Below are 21986 nucleotides of genomic sequence, written 5' to 3'. Positions count from 1 at the left end.
CGCAAAAAAGCGGTAGACCGGCCCAAGTACCCCAATATGCAGCTATTGAGGAAGTGCCATCTGCTCTTGTTCGCGTGTCGGTATTTTCTGGAGTGGCAGCAGATCCATGACATCACAGAATAGCGAGCGGTTCTTCCAGTCGTTTCTGTCGCCGATCACATAGAAACGTCGCTTGGCCCGCGTCGCAGCTACATTCAGAAGATTAGGTTCCGAAACGGCCCAGTTGCGGGCTCCAGAACCGGCGGTGTTACCACCCAGCACCATGATGACAACCGGCGCTTCCTTGCCCTGCATGGTGTGAATCGTGCCGAACACCATTTTCTTGCCCACTATTCGTTTGAGATTGTTCCGAACGTCTGTGAAGGGTGTGATGACGGATATGTCTTTGGCCTCCACACCATCCTCACGCAACAGCGCCAGCAGTTCCTGCAAGGCTTTACCCTCGGCGGGCACCCAATTCCCTTGAGACGTGCCACTGGCATGTATCCAGCCAGTCGACAAACTGGCGCGCGTCTCCTTCTCGGGGCTGGGTGCAATCGTTCCGTACACCATGGTGCCGTCATAGGCAATACGATTGGCGAGCCCGTGCATCGGCCTGTCGCAGCGCCGATGTACGGCTAGCGGCAGCCCTACCCAGGTCTTGCTACCGGCCGGGCCTGCCATGCGTCCCCACGGGGTAGCCTGGTCAGCCAGCGTCTGCGCTGATTGTCGGTTGGGAAGCCAATGCGCATCGACACGGTAGCGCGTGCGCATGTGTTCCAACACGGCATCGGACACTGTAACAATGGGCTTGAGTTGAAGAGGATCGCCCACCAGCAACGCACGCAGGGATCGCCACAGCGCCCCCACCGCAGCTTGCGGGGTTGCTTGGCCGGCCTCGTCCACCAGTAGCCAGCCGATTTCACTGGCCCCCAAAGAGCCGAACGAACGGGCAAACGAGGCGAAGGTACTGCTCAATACCGGAACGACCATGAACAGCGAAGCCCAGGCCGAACGGATGGCGTCGCGCGAAAGACCTTGGAAGCGTGAGCCAGTCAATAGACCATTGATAAGGAAGAGGTTGGAGCGCATCCGGGACGCCTCCAATTCGAAGAACGTCCGATGGAGCTTGAGCGCTTGGATGAAGACGCGCGCGCGTGCTTGTCTCCAGCCTTCAATACGCCATGGCTCGGCTAGTTCAATGGCATCGCCCCGACCGATGGTATCGCCTTGCAGCCAAACGATCAGGTGATCGGCTTGGCAGGCACTGGCCAGACCGGTAGCGTCTCGCGTCAGAACTTTTTCTTGGCCCTGCAATTGCAGCAGTGCCCGGCGCGCCTCGGCAGTCTGTTTTTCCAAGCTCTCCCTTGAAATGTCGAGTTGCTTGGTGAGGCGGGTTATTCGAGCGAACTCGGCAGAAGCCAGATCACGTTCGCCTTCCAGCAATCCCTGCGTAGCATTCCAGTCACGCTGATCCCTCCACAGACTGAACAATTTCGCCCAGAAACCCGGCTTGAGGGCTTGGTGTTGTTTCAGTGCGTCCAGGCACTGCTTGAGCGCCAAGTTGGCGGGGCGGCTTTCTTCGGCATCCAGGTGCGCGAGCTGTGCTACCGCGTCGGCTAGTTTCTGTTCGAGGGCATCAAGTGTTTCGGATTTGTCGGCGATCTTCTTTCTGGTCTGGCAGATCGATTGGATCAACTCGCGAATGCGAATGGCATCGGCGCACGCTTGGCGCGCCTCCGTCTTGACCGCTTCGTAATCGGAGACCGCTTGCCGCCACAATGCCTGGCGTTGTTCCGGAGAGCGGGCCGCGTTGATCTCGGCATGCGCGCTGAGCCAACCCATGAAGCCCTGCGGGCCTTTCTCTTTTTCGGGTGGCGCGTCGTCGTGATCGTCGTTGTCACCGTCACTCTCCTCCATAGTGGAAGGGGCGGAGGACTGGGTGTTTACGGTATTCTCGATTTCCTCGTCCGACTCGACATCTGAATCTTCTTCAGCCTCCGAGTCAGCCTTGTCTTTGCCGCCAAAAGGACGCTGACCATAGAAATAGCAATCCACGAAATTTTTCCGCCGGGCCTTGCTGCCCAATGCACCGGAAATTAGTCCCCAAGCTGGTTTGCCGCTGGTCAGTTCCCCCAATTCGGCGAAATACTCAGCTTCAGGCAGCCAACTCTCGTCGATCTTGTCCCGCTGGGGCAATTCGAGCGTGACGTTCTCCACAGCGCCGTTATTGGACGAAGCGACCACGATCTCGAAGCCATATAGCGCCGGGTTGAGCTTGAAGCAAGCCTGCGGCTTACCGCCGTCATTGGCCTCTTCACGCCCATTGCTCGCGAACCCATCGGAGGCTCGGCGCAACTTGGCAAGTGCATCGGCTCTGCTGGTGACAATGGAGGCGATCAAGTCGCGCAGCAGCGTTGTTTTACCCGTGCCTGGCGGGCCGTTGATGCCCAGCAGTCCCTGGCCGTCGGCGAGGGTGGACAGGATCGTATTGACGGCCAGTTGCTGGGAATGCACAAGTCCCAGATGTCGCTCGGCGGGCCAGCAGCTATTCGGATAGGCATCCGGCATCAGTCGATCAATCAGCGGCAGGGATGCGCGGTCGTCGTCAACGTGCAGACGCTGCAGAGGGTCGTACTGGCGGAGGTATTGATCGAGGGGAGCGCTATTCACGCCCTTGCCGATGCTGTCGGCGACATCGGCAAGATCGTCTAACAAGAAACTGTTGAGCGGATCGTCTTCCGATTCGGGCTTATTGGGCTTGACTGGCTGAGAGCGGAAACGGAACAGATGACGATCCACATGGCCGAAGAAGTCCATCACCCCGAGGAACTGTAGAACCCATTGGGTCAGTTCACGCAGGGAGTCACCAGATACCTGGCCTGCAAGCAGTGTTTTCGCCTGATCACCGGCAGCTTTCTGATCGTCCTCGAATCCCCTTGTCCAGTCTTTTCCAGTCAGCACCCGCCCCAAGAACCATGCCTCACTGGAGAGTACGAAACTGTTGTCGACCATTTGGCCGGACATGGTGAACTTCGCGGCAAACAGCGCCGATTCTCGATGCTGCGGCTCCCGATAACCTTGATCAGCCCCATAGACATCCTTGAGCTTTTCGGCGACGAGCCGACTGTCATACAGGTGGGCATAGAGCGTGTGGCTCCAAACACGCTTCTTGGGCAATATCTGTTTGCTAACGACACTTTCAGGTACCCATGGAGGAACAGGACGCTGGATTGGCGTGTCGTGAATGAACGCACCATATGGATTGCTGCGTTTCTCTAGCTTGGGCGCCGATTGGGGTTGAAGCAATTCGACTGAATGCCAATACCGAACGATGTTCTCTTGCCCCATCAAGATCCCTTCCTTTTTATAGTCAATTTTGTTTTTCCTACTTTTTTTAAAGGCCAACTTTCAGTTCGTCCGTTTGAATTGGCATGGGTCTTTGCCCTTAGCAACTAGCTAACAATAACGCTCAATCCCTAAATGATGGCATGCCATTGCGATTCCCGGGGTGCTGTGTTTCGCCATTACTTGCTGGGCTGGGTTGTGCAAATGCGTTCCGCCCTCGAAACTGTTGGTTCAACACAACAATGTCATGAAGACGATTCTTTGACACATCGAGCGGTCTCGCCATGGAGCTTCCACACCACGCATCAACCCGTTTGCCGTCTGGTGCAGGAGGCATTCCCGCCAGTCGTTCCGGGCCAAACCTTACCAGCATCAAGGCGCATGCCGGCGCTGCCTGTTTGCGGGGATGCCGAGTTGACCATCGTTCCATTCGGGCCAGTTCGCCCCCTGCGTCCTTGGCTTGTCGTGAATCCTGGCGAGGGCACGGCTTGCGCCTCGGGCTTCATGGCTGCAACCGTCCAACCCAAACAATTTCCCCGGCGCTGTGCGCCTTCCTCGCGCAGCAAATTCTTTGGGCCTCCCGGTCCTCCACGCTGTTGCGGCCGCTGCGCGGTGCGGCCAGCCCGTCCCTCGCCGGGTGGATCACCGACAAGGACGCGATGGGCGCGAACTTGCAACCCCGAAAGGAAATTCATCATGGCTAACATCGGCACCTTCACCGCAGACAAAGACGGCTTCACCGGCACGCTGCGGACCCTGACGCTCAATGTCAAGGTCAAGTTCATCCAGAGCGACAAGACCAGCGAGAACGCTCCCGAATACCGCATCCAGGCCGCCAACGGGCTGGAAGTCGGCGCAGCGTGGAAAAAAATCAGCCAGGCCGAGCGGCCCTACCTGTCGGTGAGTCTGGACGATCCTTCGTTCCCGGCTACCGTCTACGCCCGCCTGATCGAAGGCGAAGACGGCACGCACAACCTGATCTGGTCGCGCAGCAAGGGCGACTGATCCCCGCCCAATGCCCCGTCCGCCGTGGCGGGGCATTCCCTGACGGCCAGTGCTACGACTCGGACGCCGCGAGCCGGCTTTCCGTCTCCGCCATCAAATCGGCCGCACTGCAACCCAACGCCCGCGCGATCTTGAAGATGATCGCCAGCGTGGGCATATGCTCGCCGCGCTCGATCTTGCCCATGTGCGAGCGCTCGATGCCGGCCAGGTTGGCCAGCGTCTCCTGGGCAACCCCTTGCTCCGTTCTCAGCGCGCGCACCGCCGCGCCGAAGGCTTGCGCCGGTTCGGCCTCGAAAGTGGTGGCGCCGGCCGGACGGCCACGCTGGATTGATCGCTTCTGCATGTACAGAAGGGTCAATTAACAGCACAATTAAAACCACGTTATCTTTAACTCATTGGCCATTTAGGGCTACCATATTGAGCGACGGTGGCTCGCTTTTATTGTGTTTTTACGCTTCCGCGTAAAACCGGGTTCGTGCTTCTGGGCTTTCGTGGATTCGTTGACTTCCGTCTGTACGCTTTTACGATCTTCCGTACATCCTGAATGGCGTATCCGAGGCTTTCCGTGCATCCAGCAATACGGTTTTGCGCATCGTCGGCTTTGTGGGCATTCTGGCCGCTCCGAGCTTCACCGCACGGCGGACAAGTGCGCGAGACTGGCGCACGCCGCTTGCCGTCACCCCCCGGCCCGCACCGGCCGTGTTGGGGGTTGACGGCTACGCTTGGCACGTGCGCCCCAGTCGCCTCGCTCCGCCGTGGAGCGAACCCTTTAAAGGAAGCGACCATGAACCACCCCCTCATCACCGACGAACAACGCGCCCAACTGCTCGCCAATGGCCGAGCCCGTGCCGAAGGCCGGGACATTGACCCGACACCCATCGTCAAGCTGTTCACCCCGGACGCGCACGCGACCTGGCTGCTCACCGAACTTGACCCCGAGGACGGCGATACGGCCTTCGGCCTGTGCGATGTCGGTATCGGCATGCCCGAGCTGGGCACTGTGCGGATTTCCGATCTGGCATCTATCGTCGGGCCACTGAAGCTGCCGGTTGCGAGCGACCTGTATTTCGTCGCGAAGCGCAGCTTGTCCGACTATGCGCGACTGGCTCGCATCAACGGTTCGATCATCGACTGATCGAACGATGGCCCACTGCTGCGGGCCATCCAGACACAGCCGCTTGCAGCGTACTGTGTCTATTTGGGTCTCAGTTCAGACCCAGTGTGCATCAATGCGCACTCCGCACCGGGGTGGTGCAATGGCAACCTAAATAGTCACGATGCATTGCGCACCTTGCTGCATCGTGTTTCGATGCTGCGCACCAATTCCGGTCGCGCAGTCGTCGCACTCGGATACATTTTGCAACATTTTGGAGTCAATTGGTCTTGACGCAGCCAAATTATCGAATTTCTTTGACGTTTTGGCGATGACTCTTTAGCGCCGAAAAATCGGCGCCCGTGGCGACTTTTCCTGCTATCCGACAGGAGGTTGCGCCATGGCAAAATCGAGTTCAGATCATTGGCATCCGGGTGCCGCGTATCTCTACGTCCTACATCTGGACGGACCGGCCTTGGCCTGGGAATACCTGCGGCGCGACCCCGACTATCGACGCGACTGGCTGCACCGTCGCCCCCATCCAGACGCGGCGCAGCGCTGGGGCCTGCGCCTGCTGGAAGATCCTGGTCAGGATGCACGAGACGCACACCCGGCCTGGTTCCCCGACCACGATACCGTGGTGCAGCTCTATCCCGATGCCGACCCGCCGCCCGACGCGGTGGCATTCGACTTCTGGCGCATCCTAGGCTACAAGCAACTGCTCCATGACGGCCGACGCCTGGTGCTGGTTGCCCGGCAGCCGGGCTGCTGTCTGCGTTTGGCACTCGCGCCAACGCTGGAGGATGGCATGGCCTACGTCCACGCCATCCGCGCCTGCCAGGCACCTTGCGCCAGCTATCGCGCGCTGGCCGGTGAACTTGAGAAGCTGCAGGAGGCCAGCGCCCCCGCGCCTGCGGGAGTGGTCAAACCGCGTCCATCCCCGTCGTCGCTGCTGGAACTGCACACCCTGCAGGCGCTCGACGGCACGCTCGCGGGCGCGTCCTTGCGCACGGTGGCCGACGTGCTGTTCGGCTCCGACGCCGTAGCCGCCGGCTGGCACGCCGACGGCGATCTGCGCGCCCGCGTGCGACGCCTGGTGCAGCGCGGCAAAAAGCTGATGCGAGGCGGCTATCGCCGCCTGGCACAGCTTCCGCCGCTTGAAGAGGGACGTTCGACACCTGATGCAGAACGTCCCTGAGCAGAACGCCGCGCTTTCTTGAGACTGCCTCCATCCGGTCGCGCTATTGCGGCCGGCGACCCTAAACGATGGAGGTTCACACCATGAGACCAGCTCCCTTGCGGCCCGCTGCCGCACCCGCTGCCACGCAGCAACCCGTGCAACCTGCACGCTACCTGACCAACGACGAGGCCGCCGCGTTTCTGCGGCTGTCGCCGCGCACGCTGGAAAAGCAACGCGTGATCGGCGGCGGGCCGCGCTTCCGCAAGTTCGGCCGGCGCGTCATGTACGCAGTGGCCGACCTCGAAACCTGGGCCGATGCCCGCAGCTTCGAAGCCACCTCCGATCCTGAATACGCCGAGCACCACTCTGGCGACAGCCGTGATGGTCAACATGGGCGCCGCTGAAGTTAGGCAGGCCAGGCGCGTCGGTGGCCCTCGCCATGTCCAGCCCATCACTGCTGAAGGTACGGGCGCAGACTATGCAGCAGCACGAGCAGCTCGACCTGTTCCGTGCGTTGCCGGGCGATATGGCGCCGCGCGACGCCCAGGACCTGATGGCCTATCCGTTCTTCTCGCTGGCCAAGTCGCGGCGTGTCACGCCGATCGACTTTCGTTCCGGTGGTGTGACCGTGCGGGTGGAGGGAACACAAGAGCACGGCATCGCCACGATTTGGGATGCCGACATTCTGATCTGGGCGGCCAGCCAGATCGTGGAAGCGCGGGATGCGGGCATCCGCAGTTCCCGCCGGATGCAGGCCACACCTTACGAGATCCTGCGCTTTATCGGGCGCGGCACGTCGCTGCACGACTACCAGCGTCTGAAGGCGGCGCTGGACCGCTTGCAGTCCACCAGCGTGGCGACTTCGATCCGGGAAACGACAGGCCGCCGCCTGCACCGCTTCTCCTGGATCAACGAATGGAAGGAGCGGGCCGACAGCAAAGGGGTTCCGCTGGGTCTCGAATTGATCCTGCCGGACTGGTTCTATGCCGGCGTGCTGGACGAAGCCCTGGTACTGACTATCGACCCGACGTATTTCAAGCTTACGGGCGGTATCGAACGCTGGCTGTACCGGCTGGTGCGCAAACACGGCGGCAAGCAGCCTGGCGGCTGGCAGTTCGATTTTCCGCACTTGCACCGCAAATCGGGCAGCTCGGCGCGCTTCTCGGACTTTGCCTACGACCTGCGCGCGCTGGTGGCACGCCAGTCTTTGCCGGGCTACACCTTGAGCATCGAGCAATTGCCGGGCGAGCCGGAAATCCTCGTCTTCCGTCCCGTGCCGCAGACGGCACGGGGATAACTACGGGAATGCCTGTGGATGGGCTCGTGCTATCAGGAGTAAGGGGTATCGTGCTATCGGGAGTACGACTCTCGTGCTATCAGGAGTACGAATCGGCCAGAAACCCAATAACGGCGCGGGTTCCAGCCTCTCCTAACTTACCTAACTTAAAACCTCTAACTTTTAGTAAAAGCGCGCCGGTTCGGTGGACAACTGCTGAAAACCAACAGCAACAGCAAAATCGAAGCCAAAACCAAAGACGTTTTGCAAGGCAAAAACAGGCAGGCTTTCCAAGCGGGAGGGCTGCATCATGATCATCGCCTTGCTCAACCAAAAAGGCGGGGTCGGCAAAACTACGCTAGCCACCCACATCGCCGGCGAGCTGGCGATGCAGGGGCAATCGGTCATCCTGCTGGATGCCGATCCGCAGGGATCATCGCTCGACTGGACGCAACGGCGCAGCCAGCAAGGTCTGCCCCGGTTATTCAGCGCTGTCGGCTTGGCAAGAGAAACCTTGCACCAGGAAGCGCCAGAACTCGCCAAGCGGGCCGATCACATCGTCATCGACGGCCCGCCCCGAATCGCCGCACTCGCGCGCTCCGCGCTGCTGGCGGCCGATTGCGTGCTCATCCCAGTGCAGCCCAGCCCTTACGACCTATGGGCCAGCGCCGAGATGGTGGCGCTGATCCGTGAGGCCCAGGTTTTCAGGCCTGCGCTGCGCGCGGCCTTTGTCATCAACCGGCGTGTCAGCACCACCGTGATTGGGCGCGAGGCGCGCAATTCGCTTGCTGATCAACCGCTGCCCGCGCTGCGTGCAGAGGTTCGTCAACGCATCGTCTTTGCCGACAGCGTGGCCGCTGGCCGGCTTGCACGCGAACTGGCCGAGGATGGCGCGGCCGCACGGGAAATCACCGCATTGGTGGACGAACTATTGCGGTGGTCGTCATGAGCAGCGGACGCGGCAAGCGCTTCACCATCGGTGCACGTCCCCCAGCGAATCCGCACGCGGAAGCATGGATTCGCCAGGGCGACGGCGGCGACATCAACAAGAGTGACCTCTACACCGCCCGATTGACTCTCGATGTAACACCCGCGCTGCGCGCTCGTATCAAGGTTTCGGCCTTCACCCAAAACACCACGGTGGCCGAACTACTGCGCGACTTACTGGAACGTGAGTTCCCGGAGAAGACACCATGAATATCAACATGCAGGTCCAACCAACAACAAGCGCGGCTACGCCGTCGCCATCGTCACGCACACTTGCCGGCCAGGTCGGCAACGTGCCGCTGACCCGCGTGGCGCTCGCTTACGTGGATAGGCGCATCAACCTCTATCTGCGCTTTGGCAACCCGGCGCGCACCATCCAGCTCGACCGCTGGCGGCGCAGCGCGGTGTTCCTGCCGGCATCCGTCTTTTGTCGCATCCGCTGGGAGTCCAACGACTACGGTACGACACGCTGGCAGCTGATGGTGATGCAGGCCTGCACGCCGCTGGACTCGGTGCAGCGCATCCCCGGCATACAACCCGGCGCGCGCCTCCTACTGCACGCCGAGGGCGAGCGGCAGGTGCAGGCTGTGCTGTCGTTGATCGACGCCATCGAGGCACTGGGCATCGCCTCCATCGACGTGTCACCCGCGTACTGGCGCACGCTGGGCAACCGTCTCTCCGCACACCTTTCGCTGCCTGAATACACCGCCGAGCGGCATGCTGCCTGGCTTGCCGGGAGGGAATTGCAATGACCGCGACAACGATCAAACCTCGCTCGCGCAAGCGCGCTCACCTCGTACTGGCCGTGCTGTCCGCTTGCGGCCTTGCTGCGCTGGCCTGGGCATCCTTCGTGACGCCTCCGGTGCACGTCGTCTACAACCCGTCCAATAGCGTGCCGGTCGGCTGGTATCGCATCCAGCCAATCAATCCGCCAGCGGACTCGCTGCACGTCGGCAGCATCGTGCTGGCCCGGCTTCCGGCAGAACCTGCCGCATTGGCTGCGCAGCGTGGTTACCTGCCGCCGCACGTTCCGCTGCTCAAACGTGTTGGCGCGGTTGCGCCTCAACACGTTTGCATCGTCAACGGTGTCGTGCGCATCGACGGCGTGCCGGTGGCCGTCGTGTTGCGGGCCGACAGGCTGGGCCGTCCGCTGCCGTTTTGGTCGCAGTGCCGGGCGCTTGCCAAGGATGAGCTGTTTCTGCTCAGTGTCACCAATCCGGCGTCCTTCGACAGCCGGTATTTCGGGCCGATTGCCGCATCTGCCGTGATCGGCACCGCACGGCAGATTTACCTGGAGAAGCAACCATGAGTTCAACCGACTTCATGCAGTCTGACCGGGTGGCTTTGTCGTCTCGTTTTTGCATTGACCTGCTATCGGAACTGTCGTTGCCGATACCATTACAACGCCATTGCGCACACAGCTTGAATGCATTCACGCCGCGCTTTGCCCTGCGTCCGCTATGGCATTCGATGGCCGGTTCTTCGCACTTTTATGCGCAAGTTTGCGTGCGCTCCAACGTGCAGATGGATTGCCCCGAGCGCGCCATGCTGCAGGCATGTCTGGCGCTCGTCGGCCGGCAGGCTGCGCAGTACGCAGCGCCGCCGGGGCACCGCAGACCCGTGCCGTTAGGCAGGGGGAAGGTGCAGGGCAAGATAAAAGGTCGCGGCACTCAGCCGCTTGAAAATCCTGTCTGCACGTGGGGGTGGCGCGGCACGCACCAAGAGACGGTAGCGTGCCGCAAGAGTGCGCAATGCCGCATCGGCATTGACGAAGGCGCGTGCTTGGCCCGCTTGGCTGCGCTGGCTTTAGATGGAGGCGCAGCATGAGCAAGCACTACGATGAGCGTTTCCGGGTACGGCCAGGCACGCCGAAGCAGCGCGATGACACCTTCATCAACAAGGTGCTGCGCCAGACCAACAAGGGCGGCGCCAAGCTCGGCAAGACAGTCGACAAAGCCGGTCATCGACCCGGTTCCCGGCTGGGGCGCGGCCACGTCGCGGCCCGTTTCGCCGGGGCCTCGCTTTCGTCAAACGCTCGTCGCGTGACAATCAAGGCGCGGCTCGTCAATCTGTCCAAGGCGGGGGTACGTTCGACCATTACGCACCTGCGTTACATCGAGCGCGAAGGCGTTGATCGCCAGGGCGGTCCGGGCCACGCCTACGGCCCGACAACCGATGTAGCGGATACTCCCGCTTTCGAGGGACGCGGACGCGGAGATCGGCACCAGTTCCGTTTCATCGTCTCGCCGGAAGATGCCGAACAGCTCGACGATCTACGCACCTATACTCGGCACCTGATGGCGCGCATGGAGGCCGACTTGGGCACGCGGCTGGACTGGGTGGCGGTGGACCACTGGAACACCGACAACCCACACACGCACGTCGTCCTGCGCGGGAAGGACGACACCGGCAAAGACCTCATCATCTCCCGCGACTACATCGCCGAGGGGATGCGCCACCGGGCGGCCGAACTTGCGACGGAATGGCTGGGGCCACGTACCGAGCTGGAGATCCAGCGGGCCATGCAGCGCGAAGTCAATCAGGAGCGTTGGACAGGCTTGGATCGCACCTTGCAGCGCGTGGCTGTGGACGGCCTGGTGCATCCGGAGACGCTGGCAGACCCCCGGCTGCAACGCCAGCGACAGATGCTGATCGGTCGTCTGCAGCGCTTGCAGCGCATGGGCCTGGCGAGTGAGCAGCAGCTCGGCACATGGGCCATCCATGCCGATGCCGAATCCACGCTGCGGGCCATGGGCGAGCGAGGCGACATCATCCGAACCATGCAGCGCGCCATGAACGGAAAGCAACGTGATCTGGCCGTGTTTCAGTTTGGCGAGAATGGCCGCACCATCGTAGGCCGCGTAGCTGCCAAGGGGCTGGCCGACGAGCTGCACGACAAGGGCTATCTGATCGTCGACGGCATGGACGGCAAGGCGCACTACGTCGCTCTGCCGCCGCGCTCGGAACTGGATCAGTACCCGACTGATGCCGTGGTGGAGGTGAAAGGCTCGGCCGACGTGCGCGTGGCCGACCGGAACATCGCTGCGCTGGCTGCCGACGGTATCTACCGCACGGACCACCATCGTGCCGTGGCCCAAGGCCAGGCCACGCCCGACCGTGACCCGCACGAGGTAGTGGCGGCGCATGTGCGTCGGCTCGAAGCCCTGCGCCGTGTCGGCATTGTGGAGCGCATGGCCGAAGGCGTCTGGCGCGTGCCCGAGGACCTGGCCGAGCAGGGCCGCCAGTACGACGCACAGCGTCTCGGCAGTGGCGTGACGGTCGAATTGAGGTCACACCTGCCTATCGAGCGGCAGGTCCGCGTAATCGGCGCAACCTGGCTGGATCAGCAGTTGATCGGCGGTGGCAAGGGTCTGGGAGATTTTGGCTTTGGGAGTGAGGTGAAAGACGCTCTGCGTGAGCGCGCCGACTTCCTAACCGAACAGGGACTGGCCGAGCAGCGCGGCCGGCGCGTGGTCCTGGCTCGCAATCTGTTGGCAACGCTAGGTGGCCGCGAGTTGGCAAAGGTTGGGCAGGACATTGCAGCGGAAACCGGCCTGGACCATCGGCCTGTGGCCGATGGTCAGCGCGTCGCCGGCATCTACCGGCGCAGCGTCATGCTCGCCAACGGGCGTTATGCGATGCTCGACAACGGCAAGAGCTTCAGTCTAGTGCCATGGAAGCCTGTGATCGAACAGCGCATCGGTCAGCAGATTGCCGCAACGGTGAGTGGTGGTGGAGTGTCATGGGAAGTTCCGCGGCAGCGTGGCATTTCCGTTGGTTAGCCAGTTCGCGCAGCTTCGCTGCCGTAACCAACCTCGATAGCAACATCTCCAACCGCTGACCTTGGCGCAATGGGCTGCTGTGCCAATCGGACACGCCAGCCTTGGAAATGGGCGATGAGTAGCCAGGGCACAAGCATTACCACGCCAAGCATCAAGGCCCCGACATCCATGACCGTTCAAATCCAGTGCGCAGGGGCTACGGTGTCCTGCCCGCCAATAGGCTACGCGCTGGTAGGGGGAGTACAAGCAAACTGAGCAGTGTTTGCCATGATAGGGCTCGGTGCGAAAAGACTTCTGGATTCGAAGTCCCCGGATCATCTCGTCGCTTTTTCCCCGGCCTTTTCTTGAAGCAACCCCAGCCTCGAACTCTTGGCAGCCCAAGCGCTAACGCCACTCTTGGCTTGTCTTCCCTTATGACTGACCGATTTCCTGAAGGTCACGCCACGTGAAATATGAGGTTCGTTTCGAGATCAGCCACCGATCACCCTCGCGAACGTACTCATCCTTGTAACTCACACCATTGGTGTTCCTGGTCTTCTTGCCATCCGCTGCACTGATTAGGACAACGAGGCAGTAGTGAACTGCCGTCGCGCGATCACCGTCCAGCTCGGCGGTATGCTGGCCATTGATGTGGTAGGAGGTCTCGAAGTTGGCCATGAAGCTTGAAAAGGTCTCCTCAATCTGCTTGCGTCCTTTGAGTGACGCAAAAAGTTGACCTTCGAAGTAAGTGTCGACGACGGCGTCCTCAGTGAAGAGCAGCGCCTGCGTAGCGTTGTCCTTTTGGTCTGCGAGGTTCGAAAATGCGTCGACGAGGGCTTTGAGAGCGACCTTGTCTTCAAGTGCCTGAATTCGCTGCTCCAGAGTGTTGCTATGCATGGATATTCCTGATGTGGTTCGGGGGGCAAGAGGATTCAATAATATCCAAAAGGCCGAGGTGGACGGCCGCAAATCATTGCAAGATCCTGGTCAAGATTTGCACGATCCTGCATCTTCAGCCCGAATCTGCGACTTCACTTCACGAGGAGCGGCGATCATCGGAGGGCATTCAAAATCGCACGACCTGCAACGGCACTTCCTTGTACGCCAACAGCGGATACCACGCCGGTATGGCTGCCAAGAATGGAGCTTGTCAAAGAGGCGATGCGACGATCCCATCGTCACCTCATCGTCTGTGGACACGCTGGCATCGAACAAGCTGCGTCCAGCCCGTGCAGAAGCTGCGTTAGTGTCACCTCGGAGGCCGGATGCTGATCTCGGGTGCCTCATGGCGGCACAACGCGAGCAGCGTTGCAAGACGTGTGCGACCGATGTCGCACGCCAGCCCGTTGCGTAGCGTTCCGCAATGGCCTGATGCCGTTGCTCGCCCGGGCCTGCGCATGCGCGCTGGCCAACGCGACACGACACGACGGGTATCTTCCAAGAATGCCCGACCAGGCATGGTCAAGCGCACGCCGCGACCGGTTCGGTGAAGCAGCGTCACGCCCCTTCTGCCTCCAACTTGCGGATCGTCCGCGACAGCGGCGATTGTTCGATGTACGAGCTTCTTGTATCTTGGTGTCTCCCGGCGAACGGCTTCGGTGGTGGAATCACGGCGGGGCTTCATTGAGCGAACTAGGACCGGCGATGCTTAACTCGCGCAGAGGCCGCCGCCAGTTCCTTCGTGGTCAGTACGTAAGTCGGCGTCTCATGCAGCCGCTCAATCGCCAGATCGATAAATGAGCGCACCCGCCTCGGCTGCGCCGCGCGACTGCCGTAGTACAGGTGCACGTAGATATGGCTGCTCATGTGCTTGAGAAGCAACGGAACGAGACGGCCCGCCCGTATGTGTTCAGCAACCGACAGATTCGCAAGCTGGCCAATTACCTGTCCTGCCAGCGCGGCCTGCACTTCAAGCTCCGTGTCGTTGGTGGCGAATGTGGGCGATACGTGCCGGTGCACGATTTCGCCATCTACGGTGAGATACCACGGGAGTATCTGACCCGTAGCTGGATGACGAAAAGCACTGCAACGATGTGCCGCCAAGTCGTCCAAAGACTTCGGCGCACCGTAACGTTCCAAGTAGGACGGCGCGGCACAGATCATGAGCTGGACGGGGAAAAGCCGGCGCGCGATCACACCTTCATCCAGCGACTGACCGATCCTGAACCCGACGTCCACCCGCTCCGCGACCCAATTGCTCTTCCCGTCATCCAACTGCACATCGGGCTGCACGTCCGGATGGGACCTGCAGAACTCGTCGATGACCGGCATCAGGATTGGCGCGAACGAGGACTTCGGCCCCACGATCCGAAGCGGCCCTGCGATTTCGTCCTTCGACGCACGCGCTTGGCTCAGGGCGCGGTCGAGCGCAGCCAGCGCAGGCTGCGTGGTCTCCAGGAAGCGCTGACCTTCCTCCGTCAGGGACAGGCTCCGCGTCGTCCGGTGCAGCAGCCGAACGCCCAGATGGCGCTCCAGTTGCGCAAGCGCCTGGCTTGCCGCCTGCGGTGATACATCCTGGGCAATAGCCGCCCGTCGGATGCTGCCAAGCTCGACAGCCTTGGCAAACGTGGCGATGGCCCGCAACTCGTTGATCGGCATGAATATCTTCCATTTTTTTGGATTCACAGTATATCAAGCAAAAATTGATTGTGGAGCAAGTCTTTGTAACCTAGTGGATTGATAGACAACAGCCTACACTGATGTGAGTCGAAGAGGGCACAGCGTCGCCATTGCCCCCTTCTAGCGTCGGCTTGCGCACGAGCCTCCGTCACCGTTGGTACTGACACCTAACGCTCGCATTGAAGGAGATGAACATGAAATACCGCCAACTCGGCCTCAGCGGCCTGGAGGTTTCAGCACTCAGCTTCGGATGCATGGGCCTGAGCTACGGCTATGGTCCCGGCCTGGATCGCGCGGCAGGCGTGCAACTCATTCGCCAGGCGTTCGACCGGGGCGTGACCTTCTTCGACACCGCCGAGGCCTACGGCGCGCTCAACGAGGAAATGGTCGGTGAGGCGCTCGCGCCCATGCGTGACCGAGTGGTCATTGCCACCAAGTTTGGCTTCAAGGAAGGCAAGCCATCGCTGGGGACCGACAGCCGGCCGGAGCGCATCTGCGCCGTAGTGGATGCCTCGCTGCAGCATTTGCGTACCGACTACATCGATCTGCTGTATCAGCACCGCGTCGATCCACAGGTTCCGGTAGAGGATGTGGCGGGGACGGTCAAGGCATTGATCGCCGAAGGCAAGGTTCGCCATTTCGGCATGTCGGAAGCCGGTGTCGAGTCGATCCGACGTGCTCATGCGGTACAGCCGGTGGCAGCACTGCAGAGCGAATACTCGTTGTGGTGGCGGGAACCCGAACAGGCCATCCTGCCGACGCTAGAAGAACTGGGTATTGGCTTCGTGCCCTTCAGCCCGTTGGGCAAAGGCTTCCTGACTGGAGCCATCAAAGCCGAGACGCAGTTCTCGAAGGACGACTTTCGCAACATCGTGCCGCGCTTCTCGGCTGAGGCACGGCAGGCCAACCAGGCACTGGTCGATGCAGTCAGCGCGATCGCCCGAGCCAAGGATGTTACGGCAGCCCAGGTGGCCCTGGCTTGGCTGCTGGCGCAGAAGCCCTGGATCGTTCCGATTCCCGGCACCACCAAGCTCCACCGCCTCGAAGAGAACCTCGGTGCCGCGGCCGTTGAATTGACTGCCGACGATCTGCAAGGCATCGCCGACGTTCTCTCCAGCATCACGGTTGAAGGCGCACGCTATCCCGCGCAGTTGGCTGGCCTCGTAGGTCGCTGACGGCGGCCAAATCACACACATCAACTATCGAAAGAACCCTCACCATGACCTATCACGTCAAAAGCTACGCCGCACATTCGCCCACTGGGCGGCTGAACCTGTTCGAGTTCGACCGCCGCAGCCTGCGGCCCGACGACGTCGTCATCGAGATCCTCTACTGCGGCGTCTGCCACTCCGACGTGCACAACGTGCGCAACGACTGGGGCAACGCACAATACCCGATGGTGCCCGGCCACGAGATCGTCGGTCGTGTGCTCGAAGTCGGCCCCAAAGTCGCTCGCTTCAAGGCAGGGGACCGCGTTGGAGTCGGCTGCCTGGTCGAATCGTGCCACCACTGCAAGGCCTGCGGCAAGGGCTGGGAGCAGTATTGCGAGAACGGCGCCACCTACACCTACAACGGCACCGACCCGATCGACGGTTCGCTGACCCAAGGCGGGTACAGCGAGAAGATAGTCGTCGCTGAGCACTTCGTGCTGAAGGTGCCTGACGCGCTGGAACTAGCCGGCGCTGCGCCGCTGTTGTGCGCCGGTATCACCACTTACTCGCCGCTGCGGCACTGGCAGATCGGCCCAGGCAGCAAAGTGGCCATCGTCGGCCTTGGTGGCCTGGGCCACATGGGCCTTAAGCTGGCGAATGCGATGGGTGCCGAGGTGACACTGTTCAGCCGCTCGCCGGGCAAGGAAGCAGACGCGCGGCGGCTCGGTGCCGACCGCATCGTCATTTCCACCGACTCCGATCAGATGACCGCGGTGGTGGGCCAGTTCGACTTGATCATCGACACGGTGCCCTATCAGCACGACATCAACCCGTATGTGCCAACGTTGGCTACGAACGGCACGATCGTGATGGTGGGCTACCTCGGCCCGCTGGAGCCGCCCTTCAACTCGGGGCCGCTGGTGTTCAACCGCAAGTCGCTTGCCGGCTCGCTGATCGGCGGTATCGCCGAGACCCAGGAGATGCTGGACTTTTGCGGCGAGCACGGCATCCATTCGGACATCGAAGTCGTCCGTATCCAGGACATCAATGAGGCCTACGAGCGCATGCTCAAGGCCGATGTGAAGTACCGCTTCGTGATCGACATGGCCTCGCTGAAACAGGGGGCATCGGCATGAGTCCCGTACCGCTCAAGGTGCTGGTTGTGGGAGCGACCGGCAGCATCGGCCGGCTCGTCGTCGCAGAGGCGCTGCGTCAAGGCCATACGGTGCGGGCGTTGGTGCGCGATCTGGCGCGGGCGGGCAGCCTGCCCTTGCAGGCGCAGCGTGTGGCGGGTGATCTAACCCGTTCTTCGACCTTGCTTCCCGCCGTCGAAGGCATCGACGCCATCGTGTTTACACACGGCTCTGACGAGGATGGGAAGACCGGTGCCGAGCAGGTTGACTACGGTGGCGTGCGCAACGTGCTGGCAGCACTCGCTGGTCGCAAGGTGCGCATCGCCCTGATGACTGCCATTGGCGTGACCGACCGCCAAGGTGCCTACAACCGCGCGACCGAAAGCCATGACTGGAAGCGCCGAGGTGAACGGCTGGTGCGTGCCAGCGGGCTGGCCTACACCATCGTGCGGCCGGGCTGGTTCGACTACAACGGCCGCGACCAACATCGGCTCTTGCTGCTGCAAGGTGACACCCGGCATGCCGGCAATCCGAGCGACGGCGTGGTCTCGCGCCAGCAGATCGCCGAAGTCCTCGTACAAAGTCTGAGTTCGCAAGTCGCCCTCTCGAAAACCTTCGAACTGGTCGCCGAGCGGGGTCCGGCAACCACGGACTTCGATGCGCTATTCGCCAAAATGCTGCCAGACGCAGCGGATGCCCTTGACGCCATTCGGGACACACCGAACATGCCACTTACCGCAGAGCCAGAACAAGTGCGAGAAGACCTCGCGCGAGTCGCAGCACGATAGCCCTCCCATGCTCGCTGGCAGCTCTGGATCATTCGTGAACGAACTCAGGAGAACCCCATGAAACCGCTCATCGCCGCCGCAGCCCGGGCTCTCTCGATGGTTGAACCTGGGATTGCCGCCGAGCCCGAGTTGCAGATCAAGCGCGCAGGCACGCGCGCGGTCAATGCCGCACCGGTGCAAAACTTCACTGGCACCGTGAAAGTAGAGATGCTGTATTCCCCAGCAGGTGCGGAGCGGGCATCGGCTGGCGCCGTCAGCTTCTCACCCGGTGCTCGCACCGCGTGGCACAGCCACCCGCTCGGCCAGACACTTGTGGTCACGGCTGGTATCGGCCGCGTCCAACGCTGGGGCAGCCCCGTCGAGGAAATTCGCGTTGGCGACGTGGTGCACATCCCAGCGAAGGTGAAGCACTGGCACGGTGCCGCGCCCGACAGCGCCATGACGCACATCGCGATCACGGAGGCGCTCGACGGCACCGCTGCCAATTGGATGGAACAGGTGAACGACGCACAGTACGCCACCGCGCCTGTCGCGGTGATGGGGGGGCGCGCAGTCCCGTCGCCGCAGGGGCAAAAGCTCTTCGGCGATGTCGCGCCGAAATTTGCGCAGTTGACGGACGAGGTGCTGTGCGGCGACGTGTGGGCGCGACCCGGCCTGTCGCCGCGTGATCGCAGCCTCATCACGGTCAGCGCATTGATCGCGATGAACCGCCCCGACCAGTTGCGCGGGCACCTGGCCCGGGCACGCGAGAACGGGCTGTCTGACGCCGAACTCATCGAGGCCACTACGCACCTGGCGTTCTATGCCGGCTGGCCCAACGCCGTCACGGCTCTCGGGGTAGCGCGCGAAGTTTTCATACAGCCGCGGCCCTGAGTGGCCCGCATCCACCAAACAGGAGATCAACATGAAAGAGATCGTCGTCGTTGTCGGTGCCGGTTTCATCGGACAGTCCATCGCCAGGCGCGTGGGTGCAGGCAAGCACCTGGTGCTGGCCAATCACAACCAAGAAAGCTCGAACGCGGCAGCGGAAGCGCTTGCCAATGCCGGGTTCGATGTGAGTACTACCGTGGCCGACATTTCGTCGCGCGATTCGGTTCAGGCGCTGGTGCAGAAAGCGCAGAGCCTGGGAGACATCACGGGTCTGATCCATGCGGCCGGCGTCTCTCCGTCGCAAGCACCCATCGAAACCATTCTCAAGGTTGACCTGTACGGCACGGCGCTGCTGCTGGATCTGTTTGGCGAGGTGATCGCGCGCGGCGGCTCGGGCGTGGTCATATCCTCGCAGTCCGGCCATCGGCTGCCTGCGCTGACGCCGGAGCAAGATAAAGCCCTCGCGATCACGCCGACCGAAGAACTACTGAAGCTGGACATGCTGCAGCCTGGCAAGGTGGCCGACAGCTTGCACGCTTACCAGTTGTCCAAGCGTGGCAACTCGCTGCGCGTGATGGCCGAAGCAGTGCGCTGGGGACGACGCGGCGCGCGGATCAACACTATCAGTCCCGGCATCATCATCACGCCGCTGGCCCGCGATGAACTGACGGGACCACGGGGCGACGGCTACCGCCGGATGATCGAGACCTGTGCGGTCGGCCGCGCCGGCACCCCGGACGAGGTGGGTAACGTGGCCGCGCTTCTCATGGGGCCGGACGGCGGCTTCATCACCGGCAGTGACTTCCTGATGGACGGCGGCGTGACCGCCGCGTACTGGTTCGGCGAGCCCGCACCTCATTGAGCAGCATCATGAAAACGCAACTCGCCCGACGCAGATTCTTCCAGCGCGCGCTCCTTCTAGGCTCCGTGGGCAGTGTCACCGGTGCTGCACGAAGCGCTTCAGCGCGCGTGCCCCCGGGCACTGGCCAAATTCTCGTCGCGTACCTGTCTCGCTCGGGAAACACACGTGTGGTCGCCGGCCAGATAGCGCGAGCCCAGAAGGCCAACGTCTTCGAGATCCAGACTGCGCAGCCCTACCCCGTGGACTACCGGCAGGCGGTGGAGCAGGCCGCGCGCGAGACTGAGGCTGGTTTCGCGCCGCCATTGAAGGCGGCGGTCCTCGGCATGGAGCTCTACCAGATGGTGTTCCTGGGCTTCCCGATCTGGGGCATGACGGCGCCGCCGCCGATTCGATCGTTCCTGAGCCGGCACGACCTGGCGGGCAAGACAATTGTTCCCTTCATCACGCACGGCGGCTACGGGACAGGGCGCAGCCTCTCCGTCCTCTCCCAACTCGCACCGCACGCACGCATTGCGGACGCCTTCGTGATGCAGGCGGATCAGGAGCGCGACACGCTGGAACGCGTGACGCGCTGGCTGGAACGAAGGCCCGCCGGTCGGTAAAGCGCGGCATAGCGATCACACGGAGTTCCTGATATGCAATCACACAACCGCTCGAAGCCATTCGCTGCCGCGCTGATCGCGTTCGCACTGCTGTCCTACACCTTCTCGGTCAATGCGCAGGTCGGACAAGCCGGGGCCGCGAATTTCGCTCAGGCCACGCCGGCTCAGCTTACCAACAGCATCGGCGTCTGCTTTGTGCGGATACTCGCCGGCAGCTTCATGATGGGCGCGGGCGACGACGACCGCGAGGCCGGAGCGGCGGAGAAGCCCCGCCATCGGGTGGCGGTCACGCGACCGTTCTACCTGGCCCGGCACGAGGTTACGCTGGCGCAGTGGGAAGTGGTGATGGGCGCCAGCCCCTACACGTCGCAGCGCTCTAATCCCTACTACGACCTGCCGGGCATGGCTGAGCGTCTGCGTAAGCCATCGAACCCTGCCACCGTGTCCTGGAACGACGCGCAGGCGTTCATCAAGCGCGTGAACGAGAGCGAAGGCCATGACCGCTACCGGTTGCCGACGGAAGCCGAGTGGGAGTACGCGGCCCGCGCCGGCACGACGACGGTCTACTCGTTTGGCAACGACGTAGGGCAGCTAGGCCGATACGCCTGGTATGGCGAGGACTTTGCGTCCGGGTCCACGCATTTGGTCGGGCAGAAACTGCCTAACCCCTGGGGCCTGTACGACATGCACGGCAACGTCTGGGAATGGGTGCAGGACTGGTACAGCGAGGCTTATTACGCCAACAGCCCGGCCAGCGACCCGCTGGGACCCGAGGCTGGCGCGAGCCGCACGGTGCGCGGCGGAAGCTGGCACGTTACCTCCGGGAGCTGGCGCTCCTCGTTTCGCAAGCCCTACGCCCCAGACTACCGCGGCATCAGCATCGGCTTTCGGCTCCTTTTGGAGGAAGAAGCTACCCCATCTATAAGGAGTCAGAGCCCCATGTCCCAAGCACCTACTGAGCAACAAGCCATCCACGCTCTCTACAGCCGCATGCACCGCGCTATGGTGGCCTCCGATACACGCGTGTTGGCGTCTATGCTGACCGGCGATTTTCACCTCGTCCACATGACCGGGTATGACCAGCCCCGCGCGGAATGGCTCGCGCACATCGAGTCGGGCCGGATGCGTTATCACAGCTCCGTGGAAGAGGACGTCGTCGTGAGAGTCGATGGCAACAAGGCCACGGTGCGAGGCCGCAACCGTGTCAACGCCAACATCTGGGGAGCACAGGGAACCTGGCCACTTCAGCTTGACATTGACCTGTCTCAGCACGACGGGCACTGGCTCATGTCCGCCGCACGGGCCACCACCTATTGAGCTGGCATTGCGGGA

The 21986-nt window shown here is 62.1% G+C and carries 24 protein-coding genes; 19 read left to right on the top strand and 5 right to left on the bottom strand.

Annotated features, from left to right (window positions below; all coding sequences use genetic code 11):
- Positions 1-42: 42 nt before the first annotated feature.
- Entirely contained in the window at positions 43-3387 is a 3345-nt protein-coding gene (locus AC1RVX_RS15100; RefSeq protein WP_493217412.1) for a DEAD/DEAH box helicase, read from the bottom strand.
- Positions 3388-4023: 636 nt separating this feature from the next.
- Between AC1RVX_RS15100 and AC1RVX_RS15095 the strand changes: the two genes are divergently transcribed.
- Positions 4024-4332 carry a DUF736 domain-containing protein gene (locus tag AC1RVX_RS15095; protein ID WP_493217411.1) on the top strand — a complete coding sequence of 103 codons (309 nt, stop codon included), beginning with the start codon at positions 4024-4026 and terminating at the stop codon, positions 4330-4332.
- A 52-nt stretch (positions 4333-4384) separates the two neighbouring features.
- Here AC1RVX_RS15095 and AC1RVX_RS15090 read toward each other — a convergent pair whose 3' ends face one another.
- Complete coding sequence (locus tag AC1RVX_RS15090) at positions 4385-4675, bottom strand: helix-turn-helix domain-containing protein (protein ID WP_168230368.1); 291 nt, start codon at positions 4673-4675, stop codon at positions 4385-4387.
- Between the two features lie 441 nt (positions 4676-5116).
- Between AC1RVX_RS15090 and AC1RVX_RS15085 the strand changes: the two genes are divergently transcribed.
- From AC1RVX_RS15085 to AC1RVX_RS15070, 4 genes are all read left to right on the top strand, one after another.
- Positions 5117-5467, top strand: coding sequence for a DUF2958 domain-containing protein (locus AC1RVX_RS15085; protein WP_493217410.1), 351 nt, complete (start codon positions 5117-5119; stop codon positions 5465-5467).
- Positions 5468-5825: 358 nt separating this feature from the next.
- Complete coding sequence (locus AC1RVX_RS15080) at positions 5826-6623, top strand: DUF2285 domain-containing protein (RefSeq protein ID WP_493217409.1); 798 nt, start codon at positions 5826-5828, stop codon at positions 6621-6623.
- A gap of 83 nt (positions 6624-6706) precedes the next feature.
- Entirely contained in the window at positions 6707-7009 is a 303-nt protein-coding gene (locus AC1RVX_RS15075) for a helix-turn-helix transcriptional regulator (protein ID WP_493217408.1), read from the top strand.
- A gap of 35 nt (positions 7010-7044) precedes the next feature.
- Positions 7045-7902 (top strand): replication initiator protein A, encoded by an 858-nt coding sequence (locus AC1RVX_RS15070; protein ID WP_493217407.1) that lies wholly within the window; start codon positions 7045-7047, stop codon positions 7900-7902.
- Positions 7903-8064: 162 nt separating this feature from the next.
- Here AC1RVX_RS15070 and AC1RVX_RS15065 read toward each other — a convergent pair whose 3' ends face one another.
- Entirely contained in the window at positions 8065-8193 is a 129-nt protein-coding gene (locus AC1RVX_RS15065) for a hypothetical protein (protein WP_493217406.1), read from the bottom strand.
- Here AC1RVX_RS15065 and parA point away from each other — a divergent pair.
- The 6 genes from parA to AC1RVX_RS15035 are packed head-to-tail and all read left to right on the top strand — an operon-like array spanning position 8192 to position 12650.
- Entirely contained in the window at positions 8192-8830 is a 639-nt protein-coding gene (gene parA / locus AC1RVX_RS15060; protein WP_493217405.1) for a ParA family partition ATPase, read from the top strand. The two genes, AC1RVX_RS15065 and parA, sit on opposite strands and share 2 nt — an antisense overlap.
- The gene (locus AC1RVX_RS15055; RefSeq protein WP_493217404.1) at positions 8827-9078 is read left to right on the top strand and encodes a chromosome partitioning protein ParB; all 252 of its coding nucleotides are present in this window, start codon (positions 8827-8829) and stop codon (positions 9076-9078) included. Before parA ends, AC1RVX_RS15055 begins: the two co-directional genes overlap by 4 nt.
- Positions 9075-9620 carry a DUF2840 domain-containing protein gene (locus AC1RVX_RS15050; protein ID WP_168230361.1) on the top strand — a complete coding sequence of 182 codons (546 nt, stop codon included), beginning with the start codon at positions 9075-9077 and terminating at the stop codon, positions 9618-9620. The genes AC1RVX_RS15055 and AC1RVX_RS15050 overlap by 4 nt, the downstream gene beginning before the upstream one ends.
- Positions 9617-10177, top strand: coding sequence for a S26 family signal peptidase (locus AC1RVX_RS15045; protein ID WP_493217403.1), 561 nt, complete (start codon positions 9617-9619; stop codon positions 10175-10177). Before AC1RVX_RS15050 ends, AC1RVX_RS15045 begins: the two co-directional genes overlap by 4 nt.
- Positions 10174-10695: a hypothetical protein gene (locus AC1RVX_RS15040; RefSeq protein ID WP_493217402.1), complete on the top strand. Its 522-nt coding sequence runs from the start codon at positions 10174-10176 to the stop codon at positions 10693-10695. The genes AC1RVX_RS15045 and AC1RVX_RS15040 overlap by 4 nt, the downstream gene beginning before the upstream one ends.
- Positions 10692-12650 (top strand): DUF3363 domain-containing protein, encoded by a 1959-nt coding sequence (locus AC1RVX_RS15035; RefSeq protein WP_493217401.1) that lies wholly within the window; start codon positions 10692-10694, stop codon positions 12648-12650. The genes AC1RVX_RS15040 and AC1RVX_RS15035 overlap by 4 nt, the downstream gene beginning before the upstream one ends.
- Positions 12651-13061: 411 nt before the next feature.
- Here AC1RVX_RS15035 and AC1RVX_RS15030 read toward each other — a convergent pair whose 3' ends face one another.
- Positions 13062-13526, bottom strand: coding sequence for a nuclear transport factor 2 family protein (locus AC1RVX_RS15030; RefSeq protein ID WP_493217400.1), 465 nt, complete (start codon positions 13524-13526; stop codon positions 13062-13064).
- 431 nt (positions 13527-13957) lie between these two features.
- Between AC1RVX_RS15030 and AC1RVX_RS15025 the strand changes: the two genes are divergently transcribed.
- Positions 13958-14119, top strand: coding sequence for a hypothetical protein (locus tag AC1RVX_RS15025; RefSeq protein ID WP_493217399.1), 162 nt, complete (start codon positions 13958-13960; stop codon positions 14117-14119).
- Positions 14120-14261: 142 nt separating this feature from the next.
- Here the strand turns inward: AC1RVX_RS15025 and AC1RVX_RS15020 are convergent, their stop codons facing one another.
- On the bottom strand, positions 14262-15227 hold the full coding sequence (locus AC1RVX_RS15020; RefSeq protein ID WP_493217398.1) for a LysR family transcriptional regulator: 966 nt from the start codon (positions 15225-15227) through the stop codon (positions 14262-14264).
- A 215-nt stretch (positions 15228-15442) separates the two neighbouring features.
- Here AC1RVX_RS15020 and AC1RVX_RS15015 point away from each other — a divergent pair, with 215 nt between their 5' ends.
- From AC1RVX_RS15015 to AC1RVX_RS14985, 7 genes are read left to right on the top strand one after another with little or no spacing between them, the layout of a single operon-like run.
- On the top strand, positions 15443-16423 hold the full coding sequence (locus AC1RVX_RS15015; protein ID WP_493217397.1) for an aldo/keto reductase: 981 nt from the start codon (positions 15443-15445) through the stop codon (positions 16421-16423).
- A gap of 44 nt (positions 16424-16467) precedes the next feature.
- Positions 16468-17535 (top strand): NAD(P)-dependent alcohol dehydrogenase, encoded by a 1068-nt coding sequence (locus AC1RVX_RS15010; RefSeq protein ID WP_493217396.1) that lies wholly within the window; start codon positions 16468-16470, stop codon positions 17533-17535.
- Entirely contained in the window at positions 17532-18320 is a 789-nt protein-coding gene (locus AC1RVX_RS15005) for an SDR family oxidoreductase (RefSeq protein ID WP_493217395.1), read from the top strand. Before AC1RVX_RS15010 ends, AC1RVX_RS15005 begins: the two co-directional genes overlap by 4 nt.
- Before the next feature lie 57 nt (positions 18321-18377).
- Entirely contained in the window at positions 18378-19193 is an 816-nt protein-coding gene (locus AC1RVX_RS15000) for a (R)-mandelonitrile lyase (protein ID WP_493217394.1), read from the top strand.
- Positions 19194-19224: 31 nt separating this feature from the next.
- Positions 19225-20052, top strand: coding sequence for an SDR family oxidoreductase (locus AC1RVX_RS14995; protein ID WP_493217393.1), 828 nt, complete (start codon positions 19225-19227; stop codon positions 20050-20052).
- A gap of 8 nt (positions 20053-20060) precedes the next feature.
- Complete coding sequence (locus tag AC1RVX_RS14990) at positions 20061-20654, top strand: flavodoxin (protein ID WP_493217392.1); 594 nt, start codon at positions 20061-20063, stop codon at positions 20652-20654.
- 33 nt (positions 20655-20687) lie between these two features.
- Entirely contained in the window at positions 20688-21971 is a 1284-nt protein-coding gene (locus AC1RVX_RS14985; protein WP_493217391.1) for an SUMF1/EgtB/PvdO family nonheme iron enzyme, read from the top strand.
- Positions 21972-21986 lie beyond the last annotated feature (15 nt).

The organism is Undibacterium sp. GW821-FHT11B02 (genome assembly GCF_058808955.1).
The sequence above is the reverse complement of the archived record's forward strand: the minus strand, read 5'-3'. Positions and strand labels throughout refer to the sequence as shown.

What these genes read in the sequence shown, in the direction of transcription:
- AC1RVX_RS15095 (WP_493217411.1), top strand. Translation starts at nt 4,024, where the DNA reads ATGGCTAACATCGGCACCTTCACCGCAGACAAAGACGGCTTCACCGGC.
- AC1RVX_RS15090 (WP_168230368.1), bottom strand. Translation starts at nt 4,675, where the DNA reads ATGCAGAAGCGATCAATCCAGCGTGGCCGTCCGGCCGGCGCCACCACT.
- AC1RVX_RS15085 (WP_493217410.1), top strand. Translation starts at nt 5,117, where the DNA reads ATGAACCACCCCCTCATCACCGACGAACAACGCGCCCAACTGCTCGCC.
- AC1RVX_RS15080 (WP_493217409.1), top strand. Translation starts at nt 5,826, where the DNA reads ATGGCAAAATCGAGTTCAGATCATTGGCATCCGGGTGCCGCGTATCTC.
- AC1RVX_RS15075 (WP_493217408.1), top strand. Translation starts at nt 6,707, where the DNA reads ATGAGACCAGCTCCCTTGCGGCCCGCTGCCGCACCCGCTGCCACGCAG.
- AC1RVX_RS15070 (WP_493217407.1), top strand. Translation starts at nt 7,045, where the DNA reads ATGTCCAGCCCATCACTGCTGAAGGTACGGGCGCAGACTATGCAGCAG.
- parA (WP_493217405.1), top strand. Translation starts at nt 8,192, where the DNA reads ATGATCATCGCCTTGCTCAACCAAAAAGGCGGGGTCGGCAAAACTACG.
- AC1RVX_RS15065 (WP_493217406.1), bottom strand. Translation starts at nt 8,193, where the DNA reads ATGATGCAGCCCTCCCGCTTGGAAAGCCTGCCTGTTTTTGCCTTGCAA.
- AC1RVX_RS15055 (WP_493217404.1), top strand. Translation starts at nt 8,827, where the DNA reads ATGAGCAGCGGACGCGGCAAGCGCTTCACCATCGGTGCACGTCCCCCA.
- AC1RVX_RS15050 (WP_168230361.1), top strand. Translation starts at nt 9,075, where the DNA reads ATGAATATCAACATGCAGGTCCAACCAACAACAAGCGCGGCTACGCCG.
- AC1RVX_RS15045 (WP_493217403.1), top strand. Translation starts at nt 9,617, where the DNA reads ATGACCGCGACAACGATCAAACCTCGCTCGCGCAAGCGCGCTCACCTC.
- AC1RVX_RS15040 (WP_493217402.1), top strand. Translation starts at nt 10,174, where the DNA reads ATGAGTTCAACCGACTTCATGCAGTCTGACCGGGTGGCTTTGTCGTCT.
- AC1RVX_RS15035 (WP_493217401.1), top strand. Translation starts at nt 10,692, where the DNA reads ATGAGCAAGCACTACGATGAGCGTTTCCGGGTACGGCCAGGCACGCCG.
- AC1RVX_RS15030 (WP_493217400.1), bottom strand. Translation starts at nt 13,526, where the DNA reads ATGCATAGCAACACTCTGGAGCAGCGAATTCAGGCACTTGAAGACAAG.
- AC1RVX_RS15025 (WP_493217399.1), top strand. Translation starts at nt 13,958, where the DNA reads ATGTCGCACGCCAGCCCGTTGCGTAGCGTTCCGCAATGGCCTGATGCC.
- AC1RVX_RS15020 (WP_493217398.1), bottom strand. Translation starts at nt 15,227, where the DNA reads ATGCCGATCAACGAGTTGCGGGCCATCGCCACGTTTGCCAAGGCTGTC.
- AC1RVX_RS15015 (WP_493217397.1), top strand. Translation starts at nt 15,443, where the DNA reads ATGAAATACCGCCAACTCGGCCTCAGCGGCCTGGAGGTTTCAGCACTC.
- AC1RVX_RS15010 (WP_493217396.1), top strand. Translation starts at nt 16,468, where the DNA reads ATGACCTATCACGTCAAAAGCTACGCCGCACATTCGCCCACTGGGCGG.
- AC1RVX_RS15005 (WP_493217395.1), top strand. Translation starts at nt 17,532, where the DNA reads ATGAGTCCCGTACCGCTCAAGGTGCTGGTTGTGGGAGCGACCGGCAGC.
- AC1RVX_RS15000 (WP_493217394.1), top strand. Translation starts at nt 18,378, where the DNA reads ATGAAACCGCTCATCGCCGCCGCAGCCCGGGCTCTCTCGATGGTTGAA.
- AC1RVX_RS14995 (WP_493217393.1), top strand. Translation starts at nt 19,225, where the DNA reads ATGAAAGAGATCGTCGTCGTTGTCGGTGCCGGTTTCATCGGACAGTCC.
- AC1RVX_RS14990 (WP_493217392.1), top strand. Translation starts at nt 20,061, where the DNA reads ATGAAAACGCAACTCGCCCGACGCAGATTCTTCCAGCGCGCGCTCCTT.
- AC1RVX_RS14985 (WP_493217391.1), top strand. Translation starts at nt 20,688, where the DNA reads ATGCAATCACACAACCGCTCGAAGCCATTCGCTGCCGCGCTGATCGCG.